The organism is Tsukamurella paurometabola (assembly GCF_900631615.1).
GTDB classification, from domain to species: Bacteria; Actinomycetota; Actinomycetes; order Mycobacteriales; family Mycobacteriaceae; genus Tsukamurella; species Tsukamurella paurometabola_A.
Genome location: NZ_LR131273.1, coordinates 2,510,156 through 2,535,190 on the forward strand (window position 1 = coordinate 2,510,156; position 25,035 = coordinate 2,535,190).

A 25,035-nucleotide genomic window follows, 5' to 3' on the forward strand; every position below is an offset into this window, starting at 1 on the left:
GGACGCATACCTCCATCATGCGCCTGCACGGTGGGGGACGGACACCGTCGGCGGCTCACGTGCCGGCCAGGCGCGAGACCACCGGGCGCATCGCGTCCACCGTGTGCCCACCGAGCACGATGAGCGAGAAGCCGTACTCCTCGCGGCGGCGGATCAGGGTCTCGCAGATCTCGTCCACGGAGCCGTCCACCAGAGCCGGGTTGTCGACGGCGCGCAGCGCGTCGAGGTCGGTGCCGATGAACGCGCTCACGTAGTCGGGGGCGAAGCCGTTCACCGCGAAGACCGACGTCGCCAACTCCACCCGGTCGCGCAGCGGCGCGGTCGATTCCGCGAGCGCCGCGGCCGGGGTGGTGGGCGCCGCGGCCACGGCCACCGTATCGGCCCGCTCCCGCGCCACGGCGAGGGCCTTCGGCCCGCCCGCGGCCATCAGCACCGGGGTGTGCTCGGCACCGTCGAGCGCGGCGAGCGCGTCCAGCGTCTCCACCACCCGGGCCAGGCGCTCGGGCCCCGTGCCGAACGGCACGCCGAGCGCGGCGGCGTCCCCGGCCACGTCGGGACGGCCGGTGCCGATACCGAACCGGAACCGGCCACGGCTGATCGTCGCGAGCGAATGCGCCTGCCACGCCGCGTGCTTCGGATCGTGCAGCGGCGAGGCCACCACGTAGTTCGCCACCTCCAGCGTCGACGTGGCGCCCAGCGCCACCGCCGCCGCGGTGAAACCGTCGGGCAACGGGTAGTTCTCGGGCAGCGCGAGCACGTCGAAGCCGTCGGCCTCCACCGACCGGGCGTACGTGGCCCAGTCGCCGAGCTGCGGCACCGGCATCGCGGTCACCGCGAAGCGGAACGGTCTGGTCATGTCAGGAACCTCCTTGGTCGGGGGCGGCGCCGGCGGCACCGTCGGGCTGGACGAACCGGAAGTGCGAACGGTCCCGTTCCATGAAGCGGCGCTCGTAGACGCCCTCGACGGTCTTGCCGTCCACGGTGCCGTTCAGGTGCAGCCGGTCGCCGTCGAGGCGCGCCGTCACGCGCAGGGGAGCATCGCCCTCCTTCTTGCGCAGCAGCAGCACGTCGCCGTCGAGCTCCAACCGCCACGCGGTGGTGTACCCGGACGGATCCTGGGTCACCACACTGTCGTAACTGGTGCTGATCGCCTTCAACGCCTCGTTGGTGGCGTTGCCGCGCAGGGTGATCGCCACGTTCGGCCACGGCGCCGGCCCGCGCTGCGTCAGCGTCGCCGGCGCACCGTCGATGCGGAACGACGTCGCTCGCCACTCGCCGTCGAGCGGCGAGCGCGGCGTCTTGATGATGTACATCCCGAGGATGCCGTTCGCGATGCCGGACATGATCAGCAGCGCCGCCGCCAGGTACTTCACCACGACGCCGGTGATCCGCAGGCCGGACTTCCCGGCCCCCGCGACCGGCAGGTCCGGGACGGGCGGCCCCGCCGGGCGATTGGTGCCGGCCCGGAGCAGGTTCGGCCAGTACCGCACCGTCAGCCCGACCGCGATCACGAGCTGCTCGGTCGCCAGGATCTTGACCGGCACGTCGTAGAAGAAGTTGAGCAGGAAGATCTGCACGGTCGCGACGACCGCCAGCAGCGCGCCGAGGAGAGCGGTCCGCTTCCACAGCAGCAGCAGCCCCGCGACGAGCTCCACCAGCCCCGTCGCCACCGAGTACCACGTGGACGCCCCCATGAAGCCCCACAACGTGCCGAACAGGCTGGTGTCGCCCGTGAGCTGGAGCCGGTACGCCGGCAGCTCCATGAAGCCCATCTGGGTGGGCAGCACCTTGATCAGCCCGTACTTGATCATGGTGAGCGCCAGGCTCACCCGCGCGAACACGCCCAGCAGCCCCAGGAGGGAACGGTAATCGCGGCGCGACCGGTCGAGCGCGCTCCAGATCGCGACGATCACGATGCTCACCACGATCCACCCGAGGTGCCAGCACCACACCCACAGGGGATCGCCGTTGTTGGAGAGGAACACCTCCACACCCTCGCCGCGCGTGAGGTAGCTGCCCACTTGCGCCAGCACCCAGTAGATCCCGCTGGAGTACCACACGAACAGCAGGCCGAGGTTCCCGTACAGCGAGAGGACGAGGAACCCGCCGCCGATCACGAACAGCAGGCGGAAGGCCAGCTTCTGCGCGGAGGTCCACGGTGTTCCGGCCGCCGGCGGCGGGCCGGCGGGCTGGGGCACGGGCGGTGTCGCGGGCCGGGGTGTGGGCTGCGGTACGGGGATGGAGGGCTGCTGCGGGCCGAGTGCGGGTTCCGGTGCGCTCATGCCCGAATCGTATGTATCGCTCACGACCATATCCAGTGTCAGATGTCATGGGGGGTCACGGGAAGTCGAGCACCGGGGCGTCGATGTCCGGGGCGGGGTGGGTGATGCGGATGTCCTCCGACGCGCGCGCCATCGCGCGGCGCTCGTACGTCGCGGCGAAGGGACGGCCGTCGACGGTGCCGGAGAGCGTCAGGCGATCGGGGTCGGGCTGCGCGTACGACAGCACCGACTCGGGGCCGTTCTTCCGCGCCTTGATCGTCAGGGAGCCGTCGCCGACCTCGAGGAACCACGGCGTGACGGCACCCGTCGGATCCTGGGAGACGAAGTTCGTCCAGCCGTCGCCGACCTTCTCCCAGAATCCCCGGCCGCGGTAGGTGATGGCGACATTGATCCACGGGCGGTCGGCCACCGCCGCCTCGCGGCCGTCGACGCGGACCGACGTCGCGGTCCAGACCCCGTCGATCGCTGTGCGCGGCTGCTTGAGGGCGAGCTGGGACGAGACGCCCATCGCCGTGCCGAGCACCAGCATGACGGCGACGATCAGCGCCGCCACCGTGACGCCGGTCCGGCGGAGCCAGGTCCGGTCCGCGCCGGCCGCGCGCCACAGGCCCGGCATCGGCCCCGCCGCCCGTCCCAGGGTCACGCGGATCAGGTTCAGCCACTGCGGCGCGAGCATCGCGATCGCGATCACCAGGAACTCGACGGCGAGGAACTTCACGGGCACGTTGTAGAAGGTGTCCATGAGGACCACCTGGACCATCGACACGATGGACCCCAGGGCGCCGAGGATCCACGTGCGCCGGGACAGCAGCAGGAGGCCGGAGACCACTTCGACGAGCCCGGTCACGATCGAGTAGCCGTCCGAGGCGCCCATGAAGCCCCACAGCATGTTCATCCGGCTGATGTCGCCGGCCGGCTGCAGCGCGTACGTGGGCAGCTGCATGAACACGAACTGCGAGGGGACGGCCTTACCGAGGCCGTAGAAGAGCATGCCGCTCGCCAGCGCGATCCGGCCCACCTGCCACAGCAGCCCGCCGAGCGCGCGGTAGTCCGTGCTGCGCCGGTCCAGCAGCGTCCACACGGCCGTGATCACGACGGCGGTCGCCGCCCAGCCGAAGTGGTACTGCCAGATCGCGGCGCTGTCGCCCGAGGCGGTGCTGCGGATCACGTCGTAGCCGGTGCCGCTGAGGAAGGCGCCGAGCCGGCCGAACCACGTCTGGACCGGCGCGAGGGCGAAGTTGAACAGCAGGCTGCCGAAGACGGACAGCACGACGAGCCCGCCGCCCACCGTGAACAGGAGCCGGAACGCCACCTTCCGGGCGGGCGTCCACGGGGCGGGGGCGGGGGAGATGTCGTCCGCGGGATGCTCCACGGGGTCGGTCGCGATCGTCATGCCCCGACGCTATTTCCCGACGGTGCCCGCCCACATCCGGGAAAGCCCCCGACCGGACCCTGAGGTGCGGCACCGCCGGGCCCGGGGCGAGACGGCGGCGATCGGACCCGGCCCGTTTTGACCTGCGGCGGGGCGCCCGAGTACTCTGGTCCGCTGGTGTGTGGCGCCGCGCTGCCCTCTCGGGGCGGTGCGGAGTCGAGTCCCGGGTCTCCGTTGGTCGCCGGGAGCGCTCTCGTCACGCATGGGACCGGCACCGAACCATCGAGCAGAGGATCTCCTGTGCCTACTTACACCCCGAAGGCGGGTGACGTGACCCGGCAGTGGCACGTCATCGACGCATCCGACGTGGTGCTCGGCCGCCTCGCCGTCGCAGCCGCCAACCTGCTGCGCGGCAAGCACAAGCCGACCTACGCCCCCAACGTGGACAGCGGCGACTACGTCATCATCATCAACGCTGAGAAGGTCGCCCTCTCGGGCGCCAAGCTCACCGACAAGCGGCACTACCGCCACTCGGGTTTCCCGGGCGGCCTGAGCTCGCGCTCGATCGGTGAGGTGCTCGGCTCCAAGAACCCGGAGCGCGTGGTGCAGAAGGCCGTTCTGGGCATGATCCCCAAGAACAAGCTGGGCAGCGCCATCGGCGGCAAGCTGAAGGTCTACGCCGGCCCGAACCACCCCCACACCGCGCAGCAGCCGGTTCCCTACGAGATCAAGCAGGTGGCGCAGTGAGCGACACGATCGAGAACTTCGAGGGCGACGCCGAGGTCGTTCCCAACGAGTACACCTCGGAGACCCCTGAGGCCGCCGTCGAGACCCGCGCCCCCCGTGGCCCCGTGGTCGTCGAGCGCCCCGTCCAGACCGTCGGCCGCCGCAAGGAGGCCGTGGTCCGCGTGCGCCTGACCGCCGGCACCGGCAACTTCGTGCTGAACGGCCGCACCATCGAGGACTACTTCCCCAACAAGCTGCACCAGCAGCTGGTGAAGTCCCCGCTGGTCACCGTCGAGCGTCTCGAGTCCTTCGACATCGCCGCCAACCTCTCCGGCGGCGGCCCGTCGGGCCAGGCCGGCGCGCTGCGCCTCGCCATCGCCCGCGCGCTGATCGAGGTCTCGCCCGAGGATCGCCCCGCGCTCAAGCGCGCCGGCTTCCTCACGCGTGACCCGCGTGCCGTCGAGCGCAAGAAGTACGGCCTGAAGAAGGCCCGCAAGGCTTCGCAGTACAGCAAGCGCTGATTGCAGGCTTTCCACCAGGGCAGGCACCCGCATCCGTGCGGGCGCCTGCCCTGGTCTCGTTTCCACCCGTCTCTCTACGTGTGAGGTATTGAACCCATGGGGCGTCTGTTCGGGACCGACGGTGTGCGCGGCCTGGCCAACAAGGATCTGACCGCCGACCTGGCTCTGCGCCTGTCCGCCGCCGCGGCGGCCGTGCTCGGTGCGCACGACCCGGACGGCCCGCAGCGGCCGTTCGCGGTCGTCGGCTGGGACCCGAGGGCATCGTCGGAGATGCTCTCCGCCGCGGTCTCCGCGGGCCTGACCAGCGCGGGCGTCGACGTGCTGCTCGTGGGCGTCATGCCCACGCCCGCCGTCGCGCACCTGACCGCGGAGTACGACGCGGCGCTCGGCGTGATGATCTCCGCCTCGCACAACCCCATGCCGGACAACGGCATCAAGTTCTTCGCCCGCGGCGGGCACAAGCTGGAGGACGCGCAGGAGGACGCCATCGAGGCGGCCCTGGACGATCCCGCCCCGCCCCGCCCGACGGGCGCCGCGATCGGCCGCGTCACGCGCGCCTTCGACGCGGTCGACCGCTACGTCTCGCACCTGGAGTCGGCCGTGCACGTCCCGCTCACGGGCATCAAGGTCGTCGTGGACGCCGCCAACGGTGCCGCCTCGACGGTGGCCGCCAAGGCCTACCGTGATGCGGGCGCCGAGGTGATCGCCATCCACGACGCTCCGGACGGCCTCAACATCAACCGCGACTGCGGCTCGACCCACCTCGAGGGGCTGCGGGCGGCGGTGCTCGCGCACGAGGCCGATCTGGGGCTCGGGCACGACGGCGACGCCGACCGCTGCCTCGCGATCGACGCGAACGGGCGGACCGTCGACGGCGACGCCATCATGGCGATCCTCGCCATCGCGATGAACGAGGCGGGCGAGCTCACCGACAACACGCTGGTCGCGACGGTGATGAGCAATCTCGGCCTGCACCTCGCGATGAAGGCCGCGGGCATCACCCTGCGCACCACCGCCGTCGGCGACCGGTACGTCCTCGAGGAACTGCGCACCGGCGGCTACGCCCTGGGCGGCGAGCAGTCGGGGCACGTCGTGCTGCCGGCGCTCGGCACGACGGGCGACGGCGTGCTCACCGGCCTCAAGCTCATGGAGCGGATGGCGCAGACCGGCTCGTCGCTGGCCGAGCTCGCGTCCGTGCTCACGGTGCTGCCGCAGGTACTGGTCAACGTCCGCGTGATCGACAAGGCCGCCGCGATGGCCTCGTCGGACCTGGTCGCGGCCCTGGCCGCGGAGGAGGCCGCGCTCGGCGAGGCCGGCCGGATCCTGCTGCGCCCGTCGGGCACGGAGCCGCTCGTCCGCGTCATGGTCGAGGCGCCCACCGAGGAGGTCGCGCGCGGCACCGCGGAGCGCCTCGCCGGCCTGATCTCCTGAGCACCCGGTTCCCCCGACCTCTTGTCGAAACGTTTTCATAACCGGTAGCGTGTGGCTATGACCGGTTACGAGGGTGTGCTGTTCGACTTCTCCGGGACGCTGTTCCGGCTCGAGCCGGACCCGGCGTGGTTCGCGGGCCTCACCGACGCCGCGGGGCGTGTCCTCGACGACGCCGCCCAGCGGGAGCTGCTGCACCGGATGACGGTGCCCGTCGGGCCGCCCGTCCCGATGGAGGGCGAGGCGCTGCGCACCTGGCACGCCCGCGACCTCTCGTCCGCGGATCACCGGGGCGCGTACCTGCACATCCTGGAGCACTCCGGCATCGCCGACGAGGCCGAGCGGGACCGGCTGTACGGCGAGTTCTCGAACCCGCTGAACTGGACGATCTACCCCGACACCGCCGACGTACTCCGCGCCGCCCGCGCCGCCGGTCTGCGGGTCGGCGTGCTGTCGAACATCGGCTACGACATCCGGCCGGCCTTCGCGCGCGAGGGCATCGACGGCCTCGTCGACGAGTTCGTCCTCTCCTTCGAGGTGGGGCACGCCAAGCCGGACCTCGCGGTCTTCCGTGCCGCCGCGGAGGCACTCGGTCTGCCGCCGGAGCGGGTGCTCATGGTCGGCGACAGCGCCGAGGCCGACGGTGCCGCCCGCGCCCTCGGCTGCGGCTTCGCGCAGGTCGAGCCGCTTCCGGTGGATCGGCGACCGGCCGGGCTGCTCGACGCGGTGCGCGCCGCCGGCGCGATCTGACGGATTCGGGGGAACCGATCCGCCCACTGGTGCGTCCAATGAGTAAGGGGACGTCGCAGCGAGGGGGATCGCATGGGCACGAAGATCGACGCGGCCGCCGTCAGCGCGGCCGGGGGCACGTACTCGACGGTGGCCGACAACCTCGGCACCGTCGCCGGCCGGATCCGCGGATTCACCGCGGAGGCCGGGGACTTCGGCCGGAAGTACCAGGCGGACGGCGCCGCCTACGCCGCCACGATGGAGAGTCTCGCGAAGGGCATCGACGCCTGGCAGGCGGGTTCCCGTGCGTGCGGCACCGGGCTGACCACCTCCGCGTCGGCGCACAAGACCACCGACGATAGCGGCGCCGCCGCCGTCACCGGGGCCTGATCCGTGGCGGAGAAGACCGTCGACGAGATGCTCGACGGCGGCGCGGCGTGTCTGCAGTACTTCAAGGACATGCTGGACATCGCGAAATGGCTCTCGTTCCGGAAGTGGCCCGACTGGCGTGACTACGTCTGCCGCAACTACGACAACGAACGCGGCATCGACCTGGCTTCGCTCCGCGGCGACGCGGTCATGCTCCGTCAGCAGGCGACCGCGGCGCGGCAGGCGGCCACCGACCAGTCCGGCGCGCGCACGAGTGTGCAGACGGCCTGGCCGGACAACGCCGGCCGCGCCGCCGTCACCACCCTGAACGCGCATCAGACGCGGAGCGAGCCGGTAGCGACCGTGCTGGAACGCGCCGCGACCGCCGCGGAGGCCGTACCGGACGCGGTGGTCGCGGCCGTGGCGGCCAAGATCTCCGCGCTCAGCGAGTTCACGACGAAGGAGTTCAACATCGGCTGGGGGAGCGGGCTCAAGATGACGGTCGTCGGCGCGCTCACCATGGGTACGGTGACGATGGACGAGCTCAACGAAGTCAGAATCCGATTCGAGAAGCAGTTGGGAGCGGATCTCGTCACGTTCCGCGGCGCCTGCACGACCGCGAGCTCCGCGATCCAGGCCGCGTACGCGACCGTGCCCGAGGCGGCGAAGGGAATCGACTCGTCGGCGTTCCCGGCGCCGACGTTCGGCGCGATCACCGCGACCACCACGCAGACCACGACGAGCCCGACCACCACGTCCCCCGTCACCAGCGGCGGCGGAGGAGGGGGCGGCAGCGGGTCGCCGAGCACGTCCTCGCCGTCCAGCGCCTCGCCGACGTCGACGAGCCCGTCCAGCACGTCCCCGACCTCCACCAGCCCCAGCACGAGCCCGACGTCCACCAGCCCCATGACGACGGGCACGACGACCGGCACGACGACGCCCACCACGACGGGCGCGAGCACCACCCCGTCGAGCGCGACGCCCAGCACGGGCACCGGGACGGGCACGGGCAGCGGCACGCCGTCCTGGCTCTCGCAGCTGCTCCCGAAGATCGCGGAGCAGCTCGGCCTGAGCGACAAGGACAAGACCGGCGACGGCAAGAACACGGACAAGGCCGGCGACAAGGACGCGGACAAGGCGGGGGACAAGGCCGCGAAGGGCGAGAAGGTGCTCGGCGTCGACGCCCTCGGGCGCACCGTCACCGCGACGCTCAGCCCGGACGGCAAGACCGTGGAGGTCACCGCCAAGAAGCCGGACGGCACGGTCGCCGAGAAGGCCACCCTCAAGGTCGGCGAGGACGGCAAGCTCACCGCGGTCGACGCCAAGGACGGGGCTGGCAAGGACGCCGCCGGTAAGGACGGTGCCGGCAAGGACGCGGCGCAGGGCGGAACCGGCAACGACGGGGCGGGCGCGGACGGCTCCGGCGCGAAGCCCGAGTCGGCGCAGACCGGCGCGGGCGCGACGCCCGCGGCGGCATCCCCCTCCGGGACGGGCGGCGGAGCCGGGGGCGCGACCCCGTCGGCCACCCCGAGCCCGGTCGTGCCCGTCACTCCGGCCCGGCCCGCGAACGACGGCGCGCAGAACCCCGCGCCCGCGCCGAACTCCGCACCCGCGGAGGAGCCCTGCCCGCCTGCGGAGGCGGCGGACCAGGGCACTGGAGCGGAGTTCGCGGTCAGTGGCAGCTAGGAGACACGATGAGCAGTACCGACCCCTGTCCCGAGGATCACGCCCGCGCGATCCGCATCGCCGAGCGCCAGGATCTGTTCGACGAGCTGCTGCGCGTCGCGGGTGTCGCCCCGGAACCGGCGGCGATCACGCAGCCGATCCCGGTGATCGCGCGCACCGAGCAGCCGGAGTCCTGGCTCAGCGCGGGCTGAGCGCCGGGGCCGGGCGTCAGACCAGGCTGCGCAGCCGCTGCAGCGCGCTGGGCTGCTCCGGCTCGGCGTTCGGGTCCCACACGTACGAGCTGTCGCCCAGGTCGGCGCCGACCTCGGCGAAGACCTTGTACTCCTTGTCGTCGGCGAGCCCGCCGAGCAGGTAGCCGGTGAGCAGCGCGCGGACCGTCCGCTGCGTCGACTTGTCGGAGCCGCCCGCGCCGAGCGCCCCGCGCAGCGAGATGCCCTCCGCCAGGCCACCGGGCTCGGCGCCGGGGACGATCCGCAGCTCCGTCGGTCCGGCGTAGCGGAGGGAGAGGACGCCCGCGTTCGAGGTCATCGAGTGCTCGTCGCCCGGTGCGCCCAGGATCAGCGCGTTGGCGTGCGTGCCGGTCGCGGCCTTCTCCGCCTGCGGTGAGGTCGGCGCCGGGAACAGCGCGGCGAGCCACTCGATGCGGGAGTCCGCGGCCGCGGCGATGAGCGAGGCGCCGGTGCCCCAGCCGTGACCGACCACGGAGCGCTTGGCCTTGTTCACGGTGATCGCGCCGTCGCCGAGGCGGACCTCGGTGATCACGTCGAGCGCGGTGCCCAGGTCGATCGCGAGCCGGCCGTCGGAGGCCAGCATGCCCCCCTCGGTGTCGGGCGCGGCCACGACGAAGCCCCACGACGCGAGGTGCTGCAGGGTCTTGGTGTACCGCTTCGGCGGGGTCAGCCAGTCGTGCGCGAAGGCCACCGCGGGCAGGTTGGAGCCGCTCTCGGGCGTGTAGATCACGCCGGGCAGGCCCGCGACGCCCAGGTCGCCCTTGAGAACGCGGTGCGGCCCGCGCTTCTGCAGCTTCTTCACCAGCTTGCCCGCGTCAGTCACGGGGCTCACGTTAGTCGATCGCCCTCCGGCCGGCTGCCGTAGCGTGGCCGTGTGCGGCACTTTCACCACCCCGACTCCGTGCGTGCGGCCGAGGCGCCCCTCCTCGCCGCCCTGCCCGACGGTGCCCTCATGCGCCGCGCCGCGTACGGACTGGCGCGGGTCTGCGCGGCCGAGCTGTCGGTGCGCACGGGCGGCACGTCGGGCCGCCGCGTGACGCTGCTCGTCGGCTCCGGCGATAACGGCGGGGACGCACTCCACGCCGGCGCCCTCCTGCGCCGCCGCGGCGTCGCTGTCGAGGCGGTGCTGCTCGCGCCCGACCGCGCCCACGCCGCGGGCCTGCGGGCGCTGCGGCGCGCCGGGGGCCGGATCGTCGCCGCCCCGGACCGCCCGGACCTGGTGGTGGACGGCATCGTCGGGATCAGCGCCCGCGGCGCGCTCCGCCCCGAGGCCGCGGCCGTCGTCGCCGGGCTCGCCGCGCCGATCGTCGCCGCCGACACGCCCTCCGGCGTGGACGTGCGCACGGGCGTCGTCCACGGACCGGCCGTCGCCGCCGCGGTCACCGTCGCGTTCGGGGCGCTCAAGCCCGTGCACGCCCTCGCTCCCGCGCACTGCGGCCGCGTCGAGCTCGTCGACATCGGGCTCGCGCTCGGGACGGGCGAGCTGCGCGCCTACGACGACGCCGACCTGGCCGCGCGCTGGCCGGTCCCCGGCCCCGCCGACGACAAGTACAGCCTCGGCGTGCTCGGCGTCGTCGCGGGCGGCGAGGCCTACCCGGGCGCCGCCGTGCTGGCGACGGGAGCGGCGATCCGCGCCACGTCGGGGATGGTCCGGTACGCCGGCACCGCCCGCGCCGCCGTCCTCGCGGCGTGGCCCGAGGCGGTCGCGAGTGACGATGTCGCCGACGCCGGGCGCGTCCAGGCCTGGGCCGCCGGCCCCGGCATGGGCGTCGACGGCGCCGCCGCGGACCGGCTGGCCCGGGTCCTCGACCAGGACCTCCCGACGGTGCTCGACGCGGACGCCCTGACCCTGCTGGCCGAGCACCCGGGGTTGCTGGCGGGACGTACCGCCCCGACGGTGCTCACCCCGCACGCCGGGGAGTTCGCGCGGCTCGTGGGTCCCATCGGCAACGACCGGGTCGCGGCCGCGCGGGAGGCGGCCCGCGAGCTCGACGCGACGGTGCTGCTCAAGGGGCACGTCACGGTGATCGCCGCGCCCGACGGCACCGCCGTGGCCGACACCGCGGGGTCGTCGTGGGCCGCCACGCCCGGGTCGGGCGACGTGCTGACCGGCCTCGTCGGCAAGCTCCTCGCCTCGGGGCTCACGCCGCTCGACGCCGCCGCCTGCGCCGCGCGGGTGCACGGCCTCGCCGCGGCCCGCGCCGCAGACGGTGCGCCGACGCACGCCGCCGCGATCAGCGCGGCGGTGCCGGGCGTCCTGCGCGCCGTGCTGCGCGACTAGGCTGGCAGCGCCATGAAGACATCGATTCCCGCGACCGGGCTGGAGCGGCTGACCGCGCAGATCGACCTCGGCACGATCGCGCACAACACGCGGATCGTGGCGGACCACGCCCCCGGCGCCGCCGTGATGGCCGTGCTCAAAGCCGACGCCTACGGTCACGGCGCCCTGCAGGTCGCGCGGGCGGTCCTCGCCGGCGGCGCCACCGAGATCGGGGTGACCACGGTCGACGAGGCGGTTGCGCTCCGCGAGGGCGGCGTCACCGCGCCACTGCTCAGCTGGCTCAGCACGAGCGGCTTCGAGCGGGCCATCGACGCCGACGTGCGGATCGGTGTCAGCTCGCCGCGGCAACTGGCCGCCGTCGTGGCCGCGGCGAGGACCGTCGGCCGGCCCGCGATCGTCCACGCGAAGGTCGACACCGGCTTGAACCGCAACGGCGTCGCGCCGGACGAGTGGCCGGCCCTGCGCGAGGGCCTGATCGCGGCGGAGCGGGACGGCACCGTCGAACTGCAGGGTCTCTTCACGCACCTCGCGCACGGCGATGAGCCGGAACACCCCTTCCTCGACGTGCAGCGCGACGCCCTGGCCGCCACCGTCGCCGATGCTCGCGCGCACGGATTGACGCCCACGCAGGTGCACGCCGCGAACTCGGCCGCGACGCTCACGCGCCCGGACCTGCATTTCGACCTCGTGCGTCCGGGGATCGCGCTCTACGGCGGAGTGCCGGTGCCCGGCAGGGACTTCGGGTTGCGGCCCGCACTGACCTTCGCCGCGCCCGTCATCCTGGTCAAGCGGCTCCGTAAGGGCGACGGGGTGAGCTACGGCCACACCTGGATCGCGCCGCGCGACACCGTCGTCGGGCTGATACCCGCGGGCTACGCCGACGGCGTGTGGCGCCCCCTGAGCGGCCGCATCGAGGTGGCGATCGGCGGGCGGCGGTTCCCGCAGGTGGGCCGGGTCTGCATGGACCAGAGCGTGATCGACCTCGGGCCCGACGGTGGCGGGGTGTCCGAGGGCGACACCGCCGTGCTGTTCGGCGACGCTCCCGGTGCCGATGTCGCCGCCGACTGGGCCGAGAAGGTCGGCACCATCGACTACGAGATCCTCACCGGCGTCCGCGGGCGCGCCGTCCGGACGTACACGGGGGAGCAGTGAACGACGACCGCGGCCGTATCCACATCCCCGCGCGCCCGCCAGGGCCGGCGCTGCTTGCCGGGCTCGGCACGGGGGTCGCGGTCGCCGCGCTGACGGGGATCGCCGCCGCCGCAAGGGCTCTCGGCGTGCGCGGCGCGGGCGAGGATCCCGTCTCGCCCGACGATCTGGTGTTCCGGGCCGACCGGGAGTCGATCGTCATGAGCACCGACGGGGTGCCGCTGCACGTCCGTGAGGTCGGCCCCCGGTCCGCCCCGGTGACGGTGCTCTTCGTGCACGGCTTCACGCTGCGCACGGCGTCGTGGGTGCTCGTGCGGAACGAGCTGCGGGCCCGATGGGGCGACGACGTGCGGATGGTCTTCCCGGACTGCCGCGGCCACGGCGATTCCGGTGGCTGCACGCCGGAACAGAGCACCGTCGCGCTGCTCGGCGACGACATCGCCACCCTCCTGCGCGCCCTGGTCCCCGAGGGGCCGGTCGTGCTCGCCGGGCACTCGATGGGCGGCATGGCGATCTGTGGTTTCGCCACCGGGCACCCCGAGCTGGTCGGCACGCGGGTGGTGGGCGCCGCGCTGCTCGGCACCGCCTCGCACGCGCTCACCGATGCGGGACTGGCCGCGGCGCTGCGCAACCCGGTGCTCGACGTGGTGCGCACCGCGATCCGCTTCCTGCCCTCGGTGGTGGGCCGCGGTCGCGAGGTGATCAAGCCGATCGCGACGCCGTTCGTGACGGCGGGCGCGTACGCGCCCGGTGACCGGAGCGCCACGATGACGGACTTCTCGTCGACGATGAGCCTGTCCGCGCCTCTCGGCACCTACGCGGGGTTCATGCCCGCGCTGGAGGACTACGACGAGCGGGCCGCGCTGCCGGTGCTCCGCCGGATCGCGACGTCGGTGGTGTGCGGCGACCACGACTGGATGACGCCCTTGGGCAAGTCCGCGGCGCTCGCGGAGGAGCTCGACTCCGAGCTCATCGTGCTCGCCGACACCGGGCACATGCTGATCCTCGAGTCCGCGCCGCGGGTGGCGCGGGCCATCGCCGACCTCGTGGCGCGGGTGACCCGGTGAGCGGCGGGGTGCGCGGCGACGATGCCCGCGGCGAGCGGGTCCTGCCCGAGGTGGAGGACACCGAGGCCCTCGGCCGGGAACTCGCCGCCGGTCTCGCCGCCGGCGATCTCGTCATCCTGGACGGCCCGCTCGGGGCCGGCAAGACCGCGCTGACCCGCGGAATCGCCGCCGGCCTCGGCGTCACGGGGCGCGTCTCGTCGCCGACGTTCATCATCGCCCGCGAACACCGGCCCGGCGAGCCCGGCGGCCCGGGCCTCGTCCATGTGGACGCCTACCGTCTCGGCGGACTCGACGAGCTGGACGCCCTCGACCTCGACACCGATCTCGAGGACTGCGTCGTCGTCGTGGAGTGGGGCGAGGGCGTGGCCGAACGCCTCGCCGACCGGCACCTGATGGTGCGCCTGCGGCGCGCCGAGGGCACGGACGTCCGCACCGTCACCTGGGAGTGGGTCGACGGGGCCTGACCCGGTCCGTTCAGTCCCTCCCGGCGACCGTGCAGATGCACGCGTGATTGCCCTGGGCGTCCGCGAGCACCCAGAAGCTGGGCGCGTGCGCGTCCGACACCAGGCGGCCGCCCGCCGCGAGGGCGGCGTCGATGCGGCCGCGTGCCTCCCGCGGATCGACCCAGACGTCGAGGTGGAACCGTTGTCGTGGCGTCTCGTGCGGGTCGGTGTGCTGGAACCACAGGATCGCGTCCGCGCCGTGGGTGCGGACCTCCACGCCCTCGATTCCGGATTGCACCTCGGCACCGAGCACAGCCGACCAGAACGGCGCGATCTCCGCGGCGTCGGCGGTGTCGAGGCCCAGCTCGACCACCGAGGATTCCCCGGGGTTCGCGGTGATCTCGCGCTCGCGGGCGATCTCGGAGAACCGGGCCGCGAGCCTCCGGTCGCGGTCGGTGACGCCGCCGGCGTCGTGGCTGTAGAGCAGCACGTCGACGGTGCCGTACCGCAGTGTGAGGTCCGGGTGGTGATTCGCGGCCTCCGCCTCGGCGGCGAACGCGGTGACCAGCTCGAGGCCGGCGGTGAAGTCGCGGGTGCGGAATCGGGTGTGCAGGCCGCGGACGAGCGGCGCCCAGTCGGGGAGGGGATCGGTGTTCTCGCTCATGACTCCATGGTGCTCCCCGGCACCGACGAGTTCGACGGTTCCGCCATGTTCGGCTCGTGCGATGCCATAGAGCAGGAGTGCGATGAAGATATGAACGGATCCGGTCGGTGGTGCGGAATCTCCACCCTTCTGACCGGAGGGGCGGCGATGCGCCGGCGGGAGCTATCGGGCTGGGACCGCGGCGATCTCGGTGATCGCCCGCACGACGGCTCGCGGTTCGTCGAGTGAGACGAAGGTGCGGGCACCGTCGACCTCGATGAACCGCGTGCCGCCCGGCCGGTCGTCCCCGAACGCGGCCGCGAGCCGGCGCCCCAGCGCGGGCGTGAAGCATCGATCGGCCATGCCCCAGACCAGCGTCACGGGGCCGGGGAAGTCGCGCATCGCGGGCGACACCCGGGCCAGGTCCGACGGGTCGATCCCGGCGAGCAGCGCCGCGAGGTCGGCGCGGATCTTCGCGGCGACCTGTGTGGGCCGCGCCCAGGACGCGGTGACCTCCGGGTCGGGGTCGCCGACGAGCAGTCCGAAGCCGATCGGTGAGTGCCGCAGCGCCGTTGACCGCATCGTCGCCATCAGCGGGCGAATCAGCGCGCGGTGCCGCAGCAGCGCGAAGAGCATCGCGAACGGCTGCGGCGGAAAGGTCTCGAAGGCGTCGCAATTGGTGAGGACGACCCGGCCGATCAGTTCGGGTCGGTCGCGCAGCAGGTACTGGCAGATGGCGCCGCCCGTGTCGTTGCCGACGAGCGTGCAGCCCGCCAGGCCCTGATCGTCGATGAAGTCGGCGATCATCCGGGCGACGCCGCGCGGACCGTCGGCGACGGCGTCCGGGCAGGCGATGCGATGCGAGCCCAGCGGCCACGTGACCGACCAGCAGCGGTGCCCGGCGGCACCGAGCGTGCCGGCGACGCGGTCCCACAGTTGGAGGTCGACGACCGCGCCGTGGACGAACAGCACGGCCGGGTGTTCGGAGGTCTCAGGGCCGTAGACGTGGAAATCGACGGTGCCGGTGGGGAGGGAGGCGAGGCTCATGCGGGGGCTCCTTGCGGTACGGACGGGGCGCCGCCGGCGGGCTCCGGGGCGGCGCGGCCCGCACGCAGGTAGAGGTACAGGGGGAGCGAGAGCGACAGCCCGACGAGGCACGTCGCGGGGATCACGAGCCACCATCGCCGGACCCCGATCCGTCGCGCGTCGCTCGCCGACCAGGCGAGGAAGACGACGATCGACAGCAGCACGTCGGCCGTGAACCCCGCTGCCGCACCGTTGGCGAACAGGCTCGTCGCGAACAGGGGGAGATCGAGGCCCTCGGCGGCGAAGAAGCCGCCGAAGCAGGCCCACGGCACCACGGTGCCGATCACCATCATGACCAGGTAGAACCGCCGCATGACACACCCTGTTCGGAGTCGGGGGCTAAGGTCTGAGCGTAGTTACGAACACTCGGTATGAAAGTTACGTGCAACCTGTATGGAAGTCAATGGTGAGGATCGGGGCGGCCGCCGGACCCAGGCGGAGCGCACCGCCGCGACCCGCGCCGCGCTGATCGCCGCGGCCCGGACGCTGTTCGCGGAGCGCGGCTACGCCGGTGTCGGTACCCAGGCGATCGTCGAGGCCGCGGGCGTCACGCGCGGCGCGCTCTACCACCAGTTCGGCGACAAGCGCGGCCTGTTCGAGGCCGTCTTCGACGCGGTCGAGGAGGAGACCGTCAGCAGTGCGGCCCGTGCCGTGCTCGCGGCCGGCGACCTCGATCCGGTCGACAGCATGCTGCTCGCGGTCGACACCTTCTTGGAGGCGATCGCGGCCCCGGGCATCACGCGGATCACCATGATCGACGCGCCCGCAGTGCTCGGCTGGGAGGGCTGGCGCGCCCGCGGGGAGAAGTACGGGCTCGCCGTCATCGAGGGGCTCGTCACGCGGGCGGTCGAACAGGGCTGGATGGCGCCGCAGCCCGTCCGTCCGCTCGCGCACGTGATCCTCGGCATGCTCGACGAATCCGCCCTCTACGTGACGCGCGCCGACGACCGGGACGCGGCGTCGGCCGAGGTCCGGGCCGTGATCGCCCGATTCATCCGCGCGCTCATGCGCACGGATTGACCGCCCTCGCGGATTCGGGCGACCGGCCGCGAGGCGGTAACCTGGACATATGTACGTGCTCGCCCTGGACACCGCCACGCCGGCGCTCACGGTGGGCATCGTCGACTCCGAGACCGGGGCCGTGCTCGCCCGCCGCGACCGCACCCACGCCCGCGGCCACGCCGAGGTGCTCGTTCCGTACCTGCTCGAATGCCTCGCCGACGCCGGGCTCGAACGCACCGACCTGGGCGCCGTCATCGTCGGCTGCGGTCCCGGTCCGTTCACCGGCCTGCGGGTCGGCATGGCCACCGGAGCCGCGTTCGGCGACGCCCTCGGCATCGAGGTGCACGGCGTGTGCAGCCTCGACGCCATCGCGCACGGCGAGCCCGGCGATGTGGTGGTCGTGACCGACGCCCGGCGCAAGGAGGTCTACTGGGCCCGGTACGCCGACGGTGTCCGGACCGCGGGCCCGGGCGTCCTCAAACCCGCCGAGCTCGACGCCGACGGCGCCCGCGTCGTCGAGGGCTCGCCCACGCCGGCGAGTCTCGTCGCGGTGGGCGAGCATCTGCTCGGCACCGAGCCGCAGCCGCTCGTACCGCTCTACCTGCGCCGCCCCGACGCCGTCGAAATGGCCGCGCGTGCCTGATATCCCGATCGGACCGCTGCGTCCCGACGAGGCCGAGCGCTGCGCGGAACTGGAGACCGTCCTGTTCGCCGGCGACAGCCCGTGGCCCGCATCGGCGTTCACGCCCGAGCGGCACACCCGCTTCTTCGCCGCGCGCGATGAGACCGCGGGCGGCAGGCTCGTCGGCTATGCCGGGATCGGCCTGCTGGGCAACACCTTCTTCCCCGAGTCCGAGGTCCTCACCATCGGGGTCGACCCCGAGTACCAGGGCAGGGGAGTGGGGTACGCGCTCCTGCGCACCCTCCTCGACGAGGCCGACCGTCACGGCGGCGCCGTCTTCCTCGAGGTGCGCACGGACAACGACACCGCCCGGACCCTGTACGAGCGCAACGGCTTCGCCACCGTCGGGGTGCGGAAGAACTACTACCGGCCGTCCGGGGCCGACGCGTACACGATGAAGCGGGAAGCGCAGGGACAGCGATGATCGTGATGGGTGTCGAGAGCTCGTGCGACGAGACGGGCGTGGGCATCGTCGAGTGGGATCCGGAGTCGAGGACGGCGAGGCTGCTCGCCGACGAGGTCGCCTCCTCGCAGGACGAGCACGCCCGGTACGGCGGCGTGGTGCCCGAGGTCGCCTCGCGGGCGCACCTCGAGGCCATCGTCCCGACGATGCACCGCGCGCTCGCCGCCGCCGGCGTCGACCGGCCGGACGCCCTCGCCGTCACCATCGGGCCCGGCCTCGCGGGAGCCCTCCTCGTGGGCGTCGCCGCGGCGAAGGCCTACGCGGCCGCGTGGGACGTCCCCTTCTACGGCCTCAACCACCTCGGCGGTCACGTCGCCGTCGACACGCTCGAGCACGGCCCGATGCCGCCGTGCATCGCCCTGCTGGTCTCCGGAGGGCACACGCACCTGCTGCACGTGACCGACCTCGGCGCCCCCATCACCGAGCTCGGCACCACGGTCGACGACGCCGCGGGCGAGGCCTTCGACAAGGTCGCGCGCCTCCTCGGCCTCGGCTACCCCGGCGGACCCGTGATCGACCGGTTGGCGCGCGAGGGCGACCCGAACGCCATCCGCTTCCCGCGCGCCATGACGCGGCAGCAGGACGCGCGGCACGACTTCTCGTTCAGCGGGCTCAAGACCGCGGTCGCCCGCCACGTCGAGGCGGAGAACGCCGCGGGACGTCCCCTGAACGTTCCGGACATCGCCGCGTCCTTCCAGGAGGCGGTCGCGGACGTGTTGACCTTCAAGGCGATCCGCGCCGCGCAGGACGTCGGCGTCGAGACGATGGTGCTCGGCGGCGGTGCCACCGCGAACTCCCGCATCCGCTCGCTCGCGCAGGAGCGCTGCGACGCGGCGGGTATCGAACTGCGCGTGCCGAAGCCGCGGCTGTGCACCGACAACGGCGTGATGATCGCCGCACTCGGTGCCCACGTGATCGACGCGGATCCGACGCCCACCGACCTCGGTGCCGCGACCGACCCGGGACTCTCGGTCAGGCTGACGAAGCTGTAGGGCGCCCGGCAGTCAGGACTCCGCGGCGCGGGCCCCCAGCGCCGCGTTGAGCGCCGTGAGGCCGGAGATGAGCGCCTCCCGGTCGGCCTCGTCGAGGTCGGCCAGGATCGAGCCGATGCCCCGCAGCTTCACGTCGCGATCGCGGTGGAAGGCGGCGCGGCCCGCGTCGGTCGCGCAGATGCGCTTCGGGCCGGACACCGCACCGTCGGTTTCGAGCAGGCCGTGCTCGATGGCCTTGTTGACCTGACGGTTCACGGTGGACTGCTCGAGTTCGAGCTCGGTCGCGATCTCCTTGAGCGTGCTCGGGCCCGCGTAGTCGAGGAGCAGGAGCAGGACGTACGCGGACCGGTCGAGGTGCAACTCCATCGACCGCGGGCGCGCCCGCATGTGCCGCCCGAGGGCGTTGATCTCCCGCTCGAGGCGGCGCGCCGCGTCGTCCATGCTTCCTCCTCGACGATCGATCCGCCGATTCTGTCAGGCCGGCGGAATGTCCGTGTTGCACGGTGCCCGCCCGAGGCATATGGTTGCACAGTTCAACGATATGTATGTTACACACATCCAATCGTGCCCTGCGTAGAGAGGTGGTCCTCGTGACCAGCACCGTTACCGAGCAGGGAGCGCTCGCGCCGAGCGGCTCCCGCCGGAACCACCCACTCGTGACCGTGATCATCCTGTGCTTCGGCGGCATGGTCGCGGCTCTGATGCAGTCGCTCGTGATCCCGATCCAGCCCGAGTTGCCGCAACTGCTGAACACCTCGACGGCGAACGCCTCCTGGGTCATCACCGCGACGCTGCTCGCCGCTGCGGTCGCCATGCCCATCGGCGGCCGCCTCGCCGACATGATCGGCAAGCGGCGCGTCCTCGTCCTCAGTGCCGCGCTGCTCGTCGCCGGGTCGCTCGCCGCGGCCCTCTCGACCGGGCTCCTGCTGATGCTGCTCGGCCGTGTGCTGCAGGGCCTGGCCATGGCCTTCATCCCCGTCGGCATCTCGATGATGCGCGAGGTCACGCCGCCGGCGATGACCGCGACCGCCGTCGCCGCCATGAGCGCGACCCTCGGCGTCGGCGGCGCCATCGGCCTGCCGCTCTCGGCCTGGATCGCCCAGACCTACGACTGGCACATGCTGTTCTGGGTCTCGACGGTGCTCGCCGCGCTCATCCTCGCCGCCGTGCTGTTCGTCCTGCCCGACGGTGCCCCCGGCGTCGGCGGCCGCATCGACGTCGTCGGTTCGATCGGGCTCGCCGTCGGACTGGTCGCCACGCTCGTCGCCGTCTCCAAGGGCAACGACTGGGGCTGGACCTCCGGCACCACCCTCGGCCTGCTCATCGGCGGCCTGATCGTGCTGTTCGCGTGGGGCGCCTACGAGCTGCGGCACGACGATCCGCTCGTCGACCTGCGCACCTCCGCGCGGCCCCGGGTGCTCATCACCAACATCGCGACCGTGACCATCGGCTTCGGCATGATGGCGATGATGCTGTGCGTCCCGCAGATCATGGAGTACCCCACCGCGACCGGCTTCGGCCTGGGCAAGAGCATGCTCGAGGCGGGGCTGTGGATGATGCCCGGCGGCATCATGATGATGATCTTCGCGCCGGTCTCCAGCATCCTCATCAAGAAGGTCGGCCCCGCCGTCACCCTCGCGATCGGCGCCTTCGTCGTGGCCGGCGGCTACGTGCTCGCCTACTTCCTGATGGACGCCGCCTGGAAGCTCTCGCTCGCGTCGATCGTCGGCACCGTCGGCGTCGCGATCGCCTACGCCGCGATGCCGACGATCATCATGTCGTCGGTGCCGCAGAACGAGACCGGGGCCGCCATCGGCCTGAACGCGCTGATGCGCTCGCTGGGCACGACGATCTGCTCGGCCGTCGCCGCCGCGATCATCTCCGCGAAATCGGTCACCATGGCGGGGCACGTCATCCCGACGCAGGGCGCCTTCGAGACGATCTTCGTGGTCGCCGCCGTCGCCGCGATCCTCGCCGGCGTCATCGCGCTGCTGATCCCCAAGCCGCAGGCCGCGCAGGCGGAGGAGGCCGCACCGGCCGCGGTTCCGGCCGAGGCGGAGTAGAGCGCGCGCCCGCCGGGGCGTGACGGCGCGTCCTACTGCTGCGCGCGCCACCGCAGGGGCGGGGCGCCGAAGCGGCGGTGGAACGCGCGACTGAACCCCGCCTCCGACGCGTACCCGACGGCGCGGCCCACCTCTGCCACCGGGGAATCGATCTCGCGCAACAGGTTCGCGGCGCGATCGAGGCGCTGCGCGGCGATGTAGGCCGCGGGTGGAACACCCAGCGAGCGGGTGAACCGCGCGGCCAGCGCCGACCGGGACAGGTTCGCCACGCGTGCGAGTTCGTCGATGCTCCAGGGGTGTTCGGGATGCGCGTGCACGGCGGTCAGGACGGGGCCCAGGCGCGGGTCCATCGCGGCGGTGAGCCACCCCGGTCCGGAATCGGCCTCGGCCGCCCACTGGCGCAGCGCGTGGATGAAGAGCAGATCCAGGATCCGCGCCGCCATCACATGGCTGCCCGGGCTCGGCGAATCCGTCTCCGCGAGGAGGAGTTCCAGGCTCGCACGCAGCCATTGCGCGTCCGGCGCCGCACCGGAGCAGTGGATCACCGGCGGTAGGACCGCGAGCACGGGATCGGCGACGGTGTGGTCGGCGGTGTACTCCCCGGTGACCCATTCGGAGCCCGCGGGTCCCGTCAGCACGTGCTCGTCGCCGCGGGGGAGCAGTGCCATGTCGGACGCGCCCAGCGGCACCGTCGTGTCGTCCACCCGCACCGTCATGCCGGGGGAGACCGCGAGGTGCACGACCCGGCGGCCGGTGACGCGGAGCGCGACCGGTCCGGCCGGGGATCCGCGCCGCACACGGTTCCCGCGCAGGTGCACGGCGCGCAGGAGAGCGCTCAGTGCATCCGGCGAATCCCCTGGACGATCGGCAAAGAATGAGGGTGAATCAGGCATGGGATTTGACTCCGCATCCTTCTAGCGTGGACAGGGTAACGATAGTCCACTGCAGACGAAAGGTCACGACCGATGACGGAGAAGCCCACGATCGTCCTGGTTCACGGATTCTGGGGCGGGGCCGCCCACTGGGGCGAGCTCATCATCGAGCTGCGGCGCCGCGGCTACCCCGAGCTGCGCGCCGTCGAGAACCCCCTCACCTCCCTCGCCGACGATGCGGAGCGCACCCGGAAGATGATCGCCCAGGTCGACGGCCCCGTGCTGCTCGTCGGCCACTCCTACGGCGGCGCCGTCATCACCGAGGCCGGCAACCAGCCGAACGTCGCGGGGCTGGTCTACATCGCGGCCTTCGCTCCCGACGCGGGGGAGAGCCCCGGCGCGATCACGGAGCAGCACCCGCCCGCCGCCGTCGACGCGATCGCCCCCGATTCCGACGGCTACCTGTGGATCGCGCAGGACCGCTTCCGCGAGAGCTTCGCGCAGGACCTCGACGAGGACGCCGCACTCGTCATGGCCGTCACCCAGAAGGCGCCGCTCGGCTCGACCTTCGGCGACACCGTGACGGATCCGGCGTGGCGGCACAAGCCCAGCTGGTACCAGGTGTCCACCCAGGACCGCATGATCCACCCGGACAACGAGCGCCGGATGGCGGAGCGCATCGGCGCCCGCGAGGTGGTCGAACTCGACGCGAGTCACGCCTCGCTGGCCTCGCACCCGCGGGAGATCGCGGACCTGATCGACCGCGCGGTCGCCGGCCTCGCGGGCTGACCGGCGGGCCGGTCCTGCGTGGCGTGGTCACTCGTCGCCGCAGAGGTACTCCCGCATCTCGCACTCGGCCGACTCGGCGCGCAGCACCGCGCGCTGGGTCGGCCGGGCCGCTGCGTAGCGCTCCCGCCCGCTGTCGGTGATCGAGGTGAACACCGAGCGGCGGTCGCTCTCGCACATGGCGCGGGTGGCGAGGCCGTCCTTCTCCAGGCGCGCCACGAGGCGCGAGAGGGCCGACTGCGAGAGATGTACGTGCTCGGCCAGGTCGGCCATGCGGACCTTCTCGCCGCCGTCGAGCGCGCCCGACCGGGCACGCTCGAGCTGCTCGAGCACCTCGAACTCGGACGAGGTGAGCTCGTGGGCGGCGAGCGCGCGGTCGAGCGCGCAGGTCATCCGGGAGTAGTCGCGCATGAGGCGGTGCCACTGCTCCGCCAGCGCGTCATCCGCGGGGGTGCAGGTTCGTGCGTCGGCCGGAACGACGTCACCTTTGACGCTCATGCCCGCAGTCTACACCGGACCTCCGCAAAATATTCCTTCGCATTAAATGTAGACACATTTAATGCATGCGCATAGAGTCTCGGGAGTGACCACGACACACGAACCCCCGACAGCACCGTCGACCCCGACCCCCGGGAGGGAAGAGCTCCACGTCACCACCGCCTCCGGCTGGACCTCCCGCACCTGGCTGCTCCTGCTCGTCCTCTGCGGCGCCCTGTTCCTGGACGCCCTCGACATCTCGATGGTGGGCGTGGCACTGCCCTCCATCAAGGCCGCGCTCGGCATGGAACCCTCGGCCCTGCAATGGATCGTCTCCGGGTACGTCCTCGGCTACGGCGGCCTGCTGCTCCTCGGCGGCCGCGCGGCGGACCTGATCGGCCGGCGCCCCGTCTTCCTCGGCGCCGTCCTCGTCTTCGGCGTCGCCTCCGTCGCCACCGCCGTCGTCGACCTGCCCGCCGCGCTCATCGCGCTGCGCTTCGTCAAAGGCGTCGCCGCGGCCTTCACCGTCCCGGCGGGCCTGTCCATCATCACCACGACCTTCGCCGAGGGGCCCGCCCGGAACAAGGCGTTCTCCATCTACACGGTCGCCGGCGCCTCCGGCTTCTCGATGGGGCTCGTCTTCGGCGGCCTGCTCACCGAGGTCTCCTACCGGCTGACCCTGCTCTTCCCCGGCCCGATCGCCCTCGCGCTCGTCGTCCTGGGCTGGAAGGTCATCCCCCGCACCGCACCGTCGGAGACGTTCGCGCTCAAGCGTTTCGACGTGGCCGGGGCCGTCACCTCGACCGGCGCCCTGTTGATCCTCGTCTACACGGTGGTCCAGGCGCCGCACCTGGGCTGGGCCTCGCCGACGGTGCTGACCCTGTTCGCCGTCTCCGCGCTGCTCGCGGTCGCCTTCGTCGTCATCGAGGCCAAGCACCGGCACCCGCTGGTCCGGCTGGGCATCCTGCGCTCCGTCCGGCTGGTGCACGCCAACCTCGCCGGCTTCGTCATGTTCGGCGGCTACGCGGCCTTCCAGTTCCTGGTCACGCTGTACGTGCAGGACTCGCTGGGCTGGAGCCCCGTCGCCATGTCGCTGGCCTTCCTGCCGGCGGGCCTGCTCGTGGTGGCCTCGGCGACCAAGATCGACGCCGTCCTCGACCGCGTGAACAGCACCGTGCTCGTCGCGATCGGGCTCACCGCCTTCCTCGGCGCGTACGTCTGGTTCCTCCGCGCGGAGGCCGGCGCCAGCTACTGGCTGTTCCTGTTCCCGACGATCCTGCTGCTCGGCGTGGGCTTCGCGCTCACCTTCCCGGCCGTGAACTCGCAGGCCACCGAGGGCGTCGATGACGACGAGCAGGGCCTCGCCTCCGGCCTGCTCAACACCTTCATCCAGGTCGGCGGCGCCGTGATGATGGCCGTCGTCACCGCGATCACCACCAGCGCGGGCACGCAGGCCCTGCCGGGGCAGCTGCTGCCCGGCATGACCACCGCCATCGCCGTGGTCGTCGGGCTCACGCTCGTCGGCCTGGCGGGCACCGTCACGGTCCTCGCCCTGGCCCGCCCGGGCCGGTCCGACGGCGCCGCACCCGCCGCGGAGGCCGCGCCCGGGGCGCGGGCCGGGGTGGGAAGTACCGGCACCCACTGAGTAGTCCTACGCTGCCGCGCCGCATCCCGGCGCGGCAGCGT

General features: G+C 72.6%; 28 protein-coding genes. 18 read left to right on the top strand and 10 right to left on the bottom strand.

Annotated elements, in window-relative coordinates:
- Positions 1-55: 55 nt before the first annotated feature.
- From ELY19_RS12560 to ELY19_RS12570, 3 genes are read right to left on the bottom strand one after another with little or no spacing between them, the layout of a single operon-like run.
- Positions 56-856, bottom strand: coding sequence for an LLM class flavin-dependent oxidoreductase (locus ELY19_RS12560; protein WP_126196494.1), 801 nt, complete (start codon positions 854-856; stop codon positions 56-58).
- A gap of 1 nt (position 857) precedes the next feature.
- A complete protein-coding gene (locus ELY19_RS12565; RefSeq protein WP_126196495.1) occupies positions 858-2,282 on the bottom strand; it encodes a hypothetical protein in 1,425 nt (474 codons plus the stop codon).
- 55 nt (positions 2,283-2,337) lie between these two features.
- Positions 2,338-3,675: a hypothetical protein gene (locus ELY19_RS12570; RefSeq protein WP_126196496.1), complete on the bottom strand. Its 1,338-nt coding sequence runs from the start codon at positions 3,673-3,675 to the stop codon at positions 2,338-2,340.
- Between the two features lie 279 nt (positions 3,676-3,954).
- On the opposite strand from ELY19_RS12570, the gene rplM reads away from it, so the two are divergent.
- The 7 genes from rplM (at position 3,955) to ELY19_RS12605 (ending at position 9,304) form a co-directional block, all read left to right on the top strand.
- Positions 3,955-4,401 (top strand): 50S ribosomal protein L13, encoded by a 447-nt coding sequence (rplM, locus tag ELY19_RS12575; RefSeq protein ID WP_126196497.1) that lies wholly within the window; start codon positions 3,955-3,957, stop codon positions 4,399-4,401.
- The gene (gene rpsI, locus ELY19_RS12580) at positions 4,398-4,901 is read left to right on the top strand and encodes a 30S ribosomal protein S9 (RefSeq protein WP_126196498.1); all 504 of its coding nucleotides are present in this window, start codon (positions 4,398-4,400) and stop codon (positions 4,899-4,901) included. The genes rplM and rpsI overlap by 4 nt, the downstream gene beginning before the upstream one ends.
- Before the next feature lie 96 nt (positions 4,902-4,997).
- Positions 4,998-6,332, top strand: coding sequence for a phosphoglucosamine mutase (glmM, locus tag ELY19_RS12585; protein ID WP_126196499.1), 1,335 nt, complete (start codon positions 4,998-5,000; stop codon positions 6,330-6,332).
- A 57-nt stretch (positions 6,333-6,389) separates the two neighbouring features.
- A complete protein-coding gene (locus ELY19_RS12590) occupies positions 6,390-7,079 on the top strand; it encodes an HAD family hydrolase (protein WP_126196500.1) in 690 nt (229 codons plus the stop codon).
- A 72-nt stretch (positions 7,080-7,151) separates the two neighbouring features.
- The gene (locus tag ELY19_RS12595) at positions 7,152-7,448 is read left to right on the top strand and encodes a hypothetical protein (protein ID WP_126196501.1); all 297 of its coding nucleotides are present in this window, start codon (positions 7,152-7,154) and stop codon (positions 7,446-7,448) included.
- Positions 7,449-7,451: 3 nt separating this feature from the next.
- Positions 7,452-9,113 (top strand): hypothetical protein, encoded by a 1,662-nt coding sequence (locus tag ELY19_RS12600; protein ID WP_126196502.1) that lies wholly within the window; start codon positions 7,452-7,454, stop codon positions 9,111-9,113.
- An 8-nt stretch (positions 9,114-9,121) separates the two neighbouring features.
- Positions 9,122-9,304 (top strand): hypothetical protein, encoded by a 183-nt coding sequence (locus ELY19_RS12605; protein WP_126196503.1) that lies wholly within the window; start codon positions 9,122-9,124, stop codon positions 9,302-9,304.
- A gap of 16 nt (positions 9,305-9,320) precedes the next feature.
- Here ELY19_RS12605 and ELY19_RS12610 read toward each other — a convergent pair whose 3' ends face one another.
- Positions 9,321-10,166 (bottom strand): dienelactone hydrolase family protein, encoded by an 846-nt coding sequence (locus tag ELY19_RS12610; protein WP_322745650.1) that lies wholly within the window; start codon positions 10,164-10,166, stop codon positions 9,321-9,323.
- Positions 10,167-10,217: 51 nt separating this feature from the next.
- Between ELY19_RS12610 and ELY19_RS12615 the strand changes: the two genes are divergently transcribed.
- Genes ELY19_RS12615 through tsaE form a run of 4 tightly spaced genes read left to right on the top strand, consistent with a single transcriptional unit; the run spans position 10,218 to position 14,304 of the window.
- Positions 10,218-11,624: an NAD(P)H-hydrate dehydratase gene (locus ELY19_RS12615; RefSeq protein ID WP_126196505.1), complete on the top strand. Its 1,407-nt coding sequence runs from the start codon at positions 10,218-10,220 to the stop codon at positions 11,622-11,624.
- A gap of 12 nt (positions 11,625-11,636) precedes the next feature.
- Positions 11,637-12,776: an alanine racemase gene (alr, locus tag ELY19_RS12620; protein WP_126196506.1), complete on the top strand. Its 1,140-nt coding sequence runs from the start codon at positions 11,637-11,639 to the stop codon at positions 12,774-12,776.
- Positions 12,773-13,840 carry an alpha/beta fold hydrolase gene (locus ELY19_RS12625; RefSeq protein WP_126196507.1) on the top strand — a complete coding sequence of 356 codons (1,068 nt, stop codon included), beginning with the start codon at positions 12,773-12,775 and terminating at the stop codon, positions 13,838-13,840. The genes alr and ELY19_RS12625 overlap by 4 nt, the downstream gene beginning before the upstream one ends.
- Entirely contained in the window at positions 13,837-14,304 is a 468-nt protein-coding gene (gene tsaE, locus ELY19_RS12630; RefSeq protein WP_227966790.1) for a tRNA (adenosine(37)-N6)-threonylcarbamoyltransferase complex ATPase subunit type 1 TsaE, read from the top strand. Before ELY19_RS12625 ends, tsaE begins: the two co-directional genes overlap by 4 nt.
- Before the next feature lie 10 nt (positions 14,305-14,314).
- On the opposite strand, the gene ELY19_RS12635 is transcribed toward tsaE, so the two are convergent.
- The 3 genes from ELY19_RS12635 to ELY19_RS12645 all read right to left on the bottom strand — a co-directional run bounded on the left by ELY19_RS12635 (position 14,315) and on the right by ELY19_RS12645 (position 16,326).
- Positions 14,315-14,947, bottom strand: a complete 633-nt coding sequence (locus ELY19_RS12635; protein WP_126196508.1) for a 4a-hydroxytetrahydrobiopterin dehydratase — start codon at positions 14,945-14,947, stop codon at positions 14,315-14,317.
- Positions 14,948-15,109: 162 nt separating this feature from the next.
- Positions 15,110-15,973 (bottom strand): alpha/beta fold hydrolase, encoded by an 864-nt coding sequence (locus ELY19_RS12640; RefSeq protein ID WP_126196509.1) that lies wholly within the window; start codon positions 15,971-15,973, stop codon positions 15,110-15,112.
- Positions 15,970-16,326, bottom strand: a complete 357-nt coding sequence (locus tag ELY19_RS12645; RefSeq protein WP_126196510.1) for a DUF2834 domain-containing protein — start codon at positions 16,324-16,326, stop codon at positions 15,970-15,972. The genes ELY19_RS12640 and ELY19_RS12645 overlap by 4 nt, the downstream gene beginning before the upstream one ends.
- 79 nt (positions 16,327-16,405) lie before the next feature.
- Here ELY19_RS12645 and ELY19_RS12650 point away from each other — a divergent pair, with 79 nt between their 5' ends.
- Genes ELY19_RS12650 through tsaD form a run of 4 tightly spaced genes read left to right on the top strand, consistent with a single transcriptional unit; the run spans position 16,406 to position 19,151 of the window.
- Positions 16,406-17,032, top strand: a complete 627-nt coding sequence (locus ELY19_RS12650) for a TetR/AcrR family transcriptional regulator (RefSeq protein WP_126196511.1) — start codon at positions 16,406-16,408, stop codon at positions 17,030-17,032.
- Between the two features lie 49 nt (positions 17,033-17,081).
- Entirely contained in the window at positions 17,082-17,657 is a 576-nt protein-coding gene (gene tsaB, locus ELY19_RS12655) for a tRNA (adenosine(37)-N6)-threonylcarbamoyltransferase complex dimerization subunit type 1 TsaB (RefSeq protein WP_126196512.1), read from the top strand.
- Positions 17,650-18,120, top strand: a complete 471-nt coding sequence (gene rimI, locus ELY19_RS12660; protein ID WP_227966792.1) for a ribosomal protein S18-alanine N-acetyltransferase — start codon at positions 17,650-17,652, stop codon at positions 18,118-18,120. Before tsaB ends, rimI begins: the two co-directional genes overlap by 8 nt.
- Positions 18,117-19,151: a tRNA (adenosine(37)-N6)-threonylcarbamoyltransferase complex transferase subunit TsaD gene (gene tsaD, locus ELY19_RS12665; RefSeq protein ID WP_126196513.1), complete on the top strand. Its 1,035-nt coding sequence runs from the start codon at positions 18,117-18,119 to the stop codon at positions 19,149-19,151. Before rimI ends, tsaD begins: the two co-directional genes overlap by 4 nt.
- Before the next feature lie 12 nt (positions 19,152-19,163).
- On the opposite strand, the gene ELY19_RS12670 is transcribed toward tsaD, so the two are convergent.
- Complete coding sequence (locus tag ELY19_RS12670; protein WP_126196514.1) at positions 19,164-19,592, bottom strand: MarR family winged helix-turn-helix transcriptional regulator; 429 nt, start codon at positions 19,590-19,592, stop codon at positions 19,164-19,166.
- A gap of 104 nt (positions 19,593-19,696) precedes the next feature.
- On the opposite strand from ELY19_RS12670, the gene ELY19_RS12675 reads away from it, so the two are divergent.
- Entirely contained in the window at positions 19,697-21,214 is a 1,518-nt protein-coding gene (locus ELY19_RS12675; protein WP_126196515.1) for an MFS transporter, read from the top strand.
- A gap of 32 nt (positions 21,215-21,246) precedes the next feature.
- Here the strand turns inward: ELY19_RS12675 and ELY19_RS12680 are convergent, their stop codons facing one another.
- Entirely contained in the window at positions 21,247-22,107 is an 861-nt protein-coding gene (locus ELY19_RS12680) for an AraC family transcriptional regulator (RefSeq protein WP_126196516.1), read from the bottom strand.
- A 72-nt stretch (positions 22,108-22,179) separates the two neighbouring features.
- On the opposite strand from ELY19_RS12680, the gene ELY19_RS12685 reads away from it, so the two are divergent.
- Positions 22,180-22,875 (top strand): alpha/beta hydrolase, encoded by a 696-nt coding sequence (locus ELY19_RS12685; protein WP_126196517.1) that lies wholly within the window; start codon positions 22,180-22,182, stop codon positions 22,873-22,875.
- Between the two features lie 27 nt (positions 22,876-22,902).
- Here the strand turns inward: ELY19_RS12685 and ELY19_RS12690 are convergent, their stop codons facing one another.
- Positions 22,903-23,370, bottom strand: a complete 468-nt coding sequence (locus ELY19_RS12690) for a MarR family winged helix-turn-helix transcriptional regulator (protein ID WP_126196518.1) — start codon at positions 23,368-23,370, stop codon at positions 22,903-22,905.
- Positions 23,371-23,431: 61 nt separating this feature from the next.
- On the opposite strand from ELY19_RS12690, the gene ELY19_RS12695 reads away from it, so the two are divergent.
- On the top strand, positions 23,432-24,994 hold the full coding sequence (locus tag ELY19_RS12695) for an MFS transporter (RefSeq protein WP_126196519.1): 1,563 nt from the start codon (positions 23,432-23,434) through the stop codon (positions 24,992-24,994).
- Positions 24,995-25,035: the final 41 nt, after the last annotated feature.

Excerpts from the sequence above, each read along its gene's own strand:
- ELY19_RS12590 (WP_126196500.1), top strand. The coding sequence starts at position 6,390 with ATGACCGGTTACGAGGGTGTGCTGTTCGACTTCTCCGGGACGCTGTTC.
- ELY19_RS12570 (WP_126196496.1), bottom strand. The coding sequence starts at position 3,675 with ATGACGATCGCGACCGACCCCGTGGAGCATCCCGCGGACGACATCTCC.
- ELY19_RS12650 (WP_126196511.1), top strand. The coding sequence starts at position 16,406 with ATGGAAGTCAATGGTGAGGATCGGGGCGGCCGCCGGACCCAGGCGGAG.
- alr (WP_126196506.1), top strand. The coding sequence starts at position 11,637 with ATGAAGACATCGATTCCCGCGACCGGGCTGGAGCGGCTGACCGCGCAG.
- tsaB (WP_126196512.1), top strand. The coding sequence starts at position 17,082 with ATGTACGTGCTCGCCCTGGACACCGCCACGCCGGCGCTCACGGTGGGC.
- ELY19_RS12675 (WP_126196515.1), top strand. The coding sequence starts at position 19,697 with ATGTTACACACATCCAATCGTGCCCTGCGTAGAGAGGTGGTCCTCGTG.
- ELY19_RS12640 (WP_126196509.1), bottom strand. The coding sequence starts at position 15,973 with ATGAGCCTCGCCTCCCTCCCCACCGGCACCGTCGATTTCCACGTCTAC.
- ELY19_RS12605 (WP_126196503.1), top strand. The coding sequence starts at position 9,122 with ATGAGCAGTACCGACCCCTGTCCCGAGGATCACGCCCGCGCGATCCGC.
- ELY19_RS12560 (WP_126196494.1), bottom strand. The coding sequence starts at position 856 with ATGACCAGACCGTTCCGCTTCGCGGTGACCGCGATGCCGGTGCCGCAG.
- tsaD (WP_126196513.1), top strand. The coding sequence starts at position 18,117 with ATGATCGTGATGGGTGTCGAGAGCTCGTGCGACGAGACGGGCGTGGGC.
- ELY19_RS12565 (WP_126196495.1), bottom strand. The coding sequence starts at position 2,282 with ATGAGCGCACCGGAACCCGCACTCGGCCCGCAGCAGCCCTCCATCCCC.
- ELY19_RS12635 (WP_126196508.1), bottom strand. The coding sequence starts at position 14,947 with ATGAGCGAGAACACCGATCCCCTCCCCGACTGGGCGCCGCTCGTCCGC.
- ELY19_RS12595 (WP_126196501.1), top strand. The coding sequence starts at position 7,152 with ATGGGCACGAAGATCGACGCGGCCGCCGTCAGCGCGGCCGGGGGCACG.
- glmM (WP_126196499.1), top strand. The coding sequence starts at position 4,998 with ATGGGGCGTCTGTTCGGGACCGACGGTGTGCGCGGCCTGGCCAACAAG.
- ELY19_RS12680 (WP_126196516.1), bottom strand. The coding sequence starts at position 22,107 with ATGCCTGATTCACCCTCATTCTTTGCCGATCGTCCAGGGGATTCGCCG.
- ELY19_RS12670 (WP_126196514.1), bottom strand. The coding sequence starts at position 19,592 with ATGGACGACGCGGCGCGCCGCCTCGAGCGGGAGATCAACGCCCTCGGG.
- ELY19_RS12695 (WP_126196519.1), top strand. The coding sequence starts at position 23,432 with ATGCATGCGCATAGAGTCTCGGGAGTGACCACGACACACGAACCCCCG.
- ELY19_RS12685 (WP_126196517.1), top strand. The coding sequence starts at position 22,180 with ATGACGGAGAAGCCCACGATCGTCCTGGTTCACGGATTCTGGGGCGGG.
- ELY19_RS12690 (WP_126196518.1), bottom strand. The coding sequence starts at position 23,370 with ATGAGCGTCAAAGGTGACGTCGTTCCGGCCGACGCACGAACCTGCACC.
- ELY19_RS12645 (WP_126196510.1), bottom strand. The coding sequence starts at position 16,326 with ATGCGGCGGTTCTACCTGGTCATGATGGTGATCGGCACCGTGGTGCCG.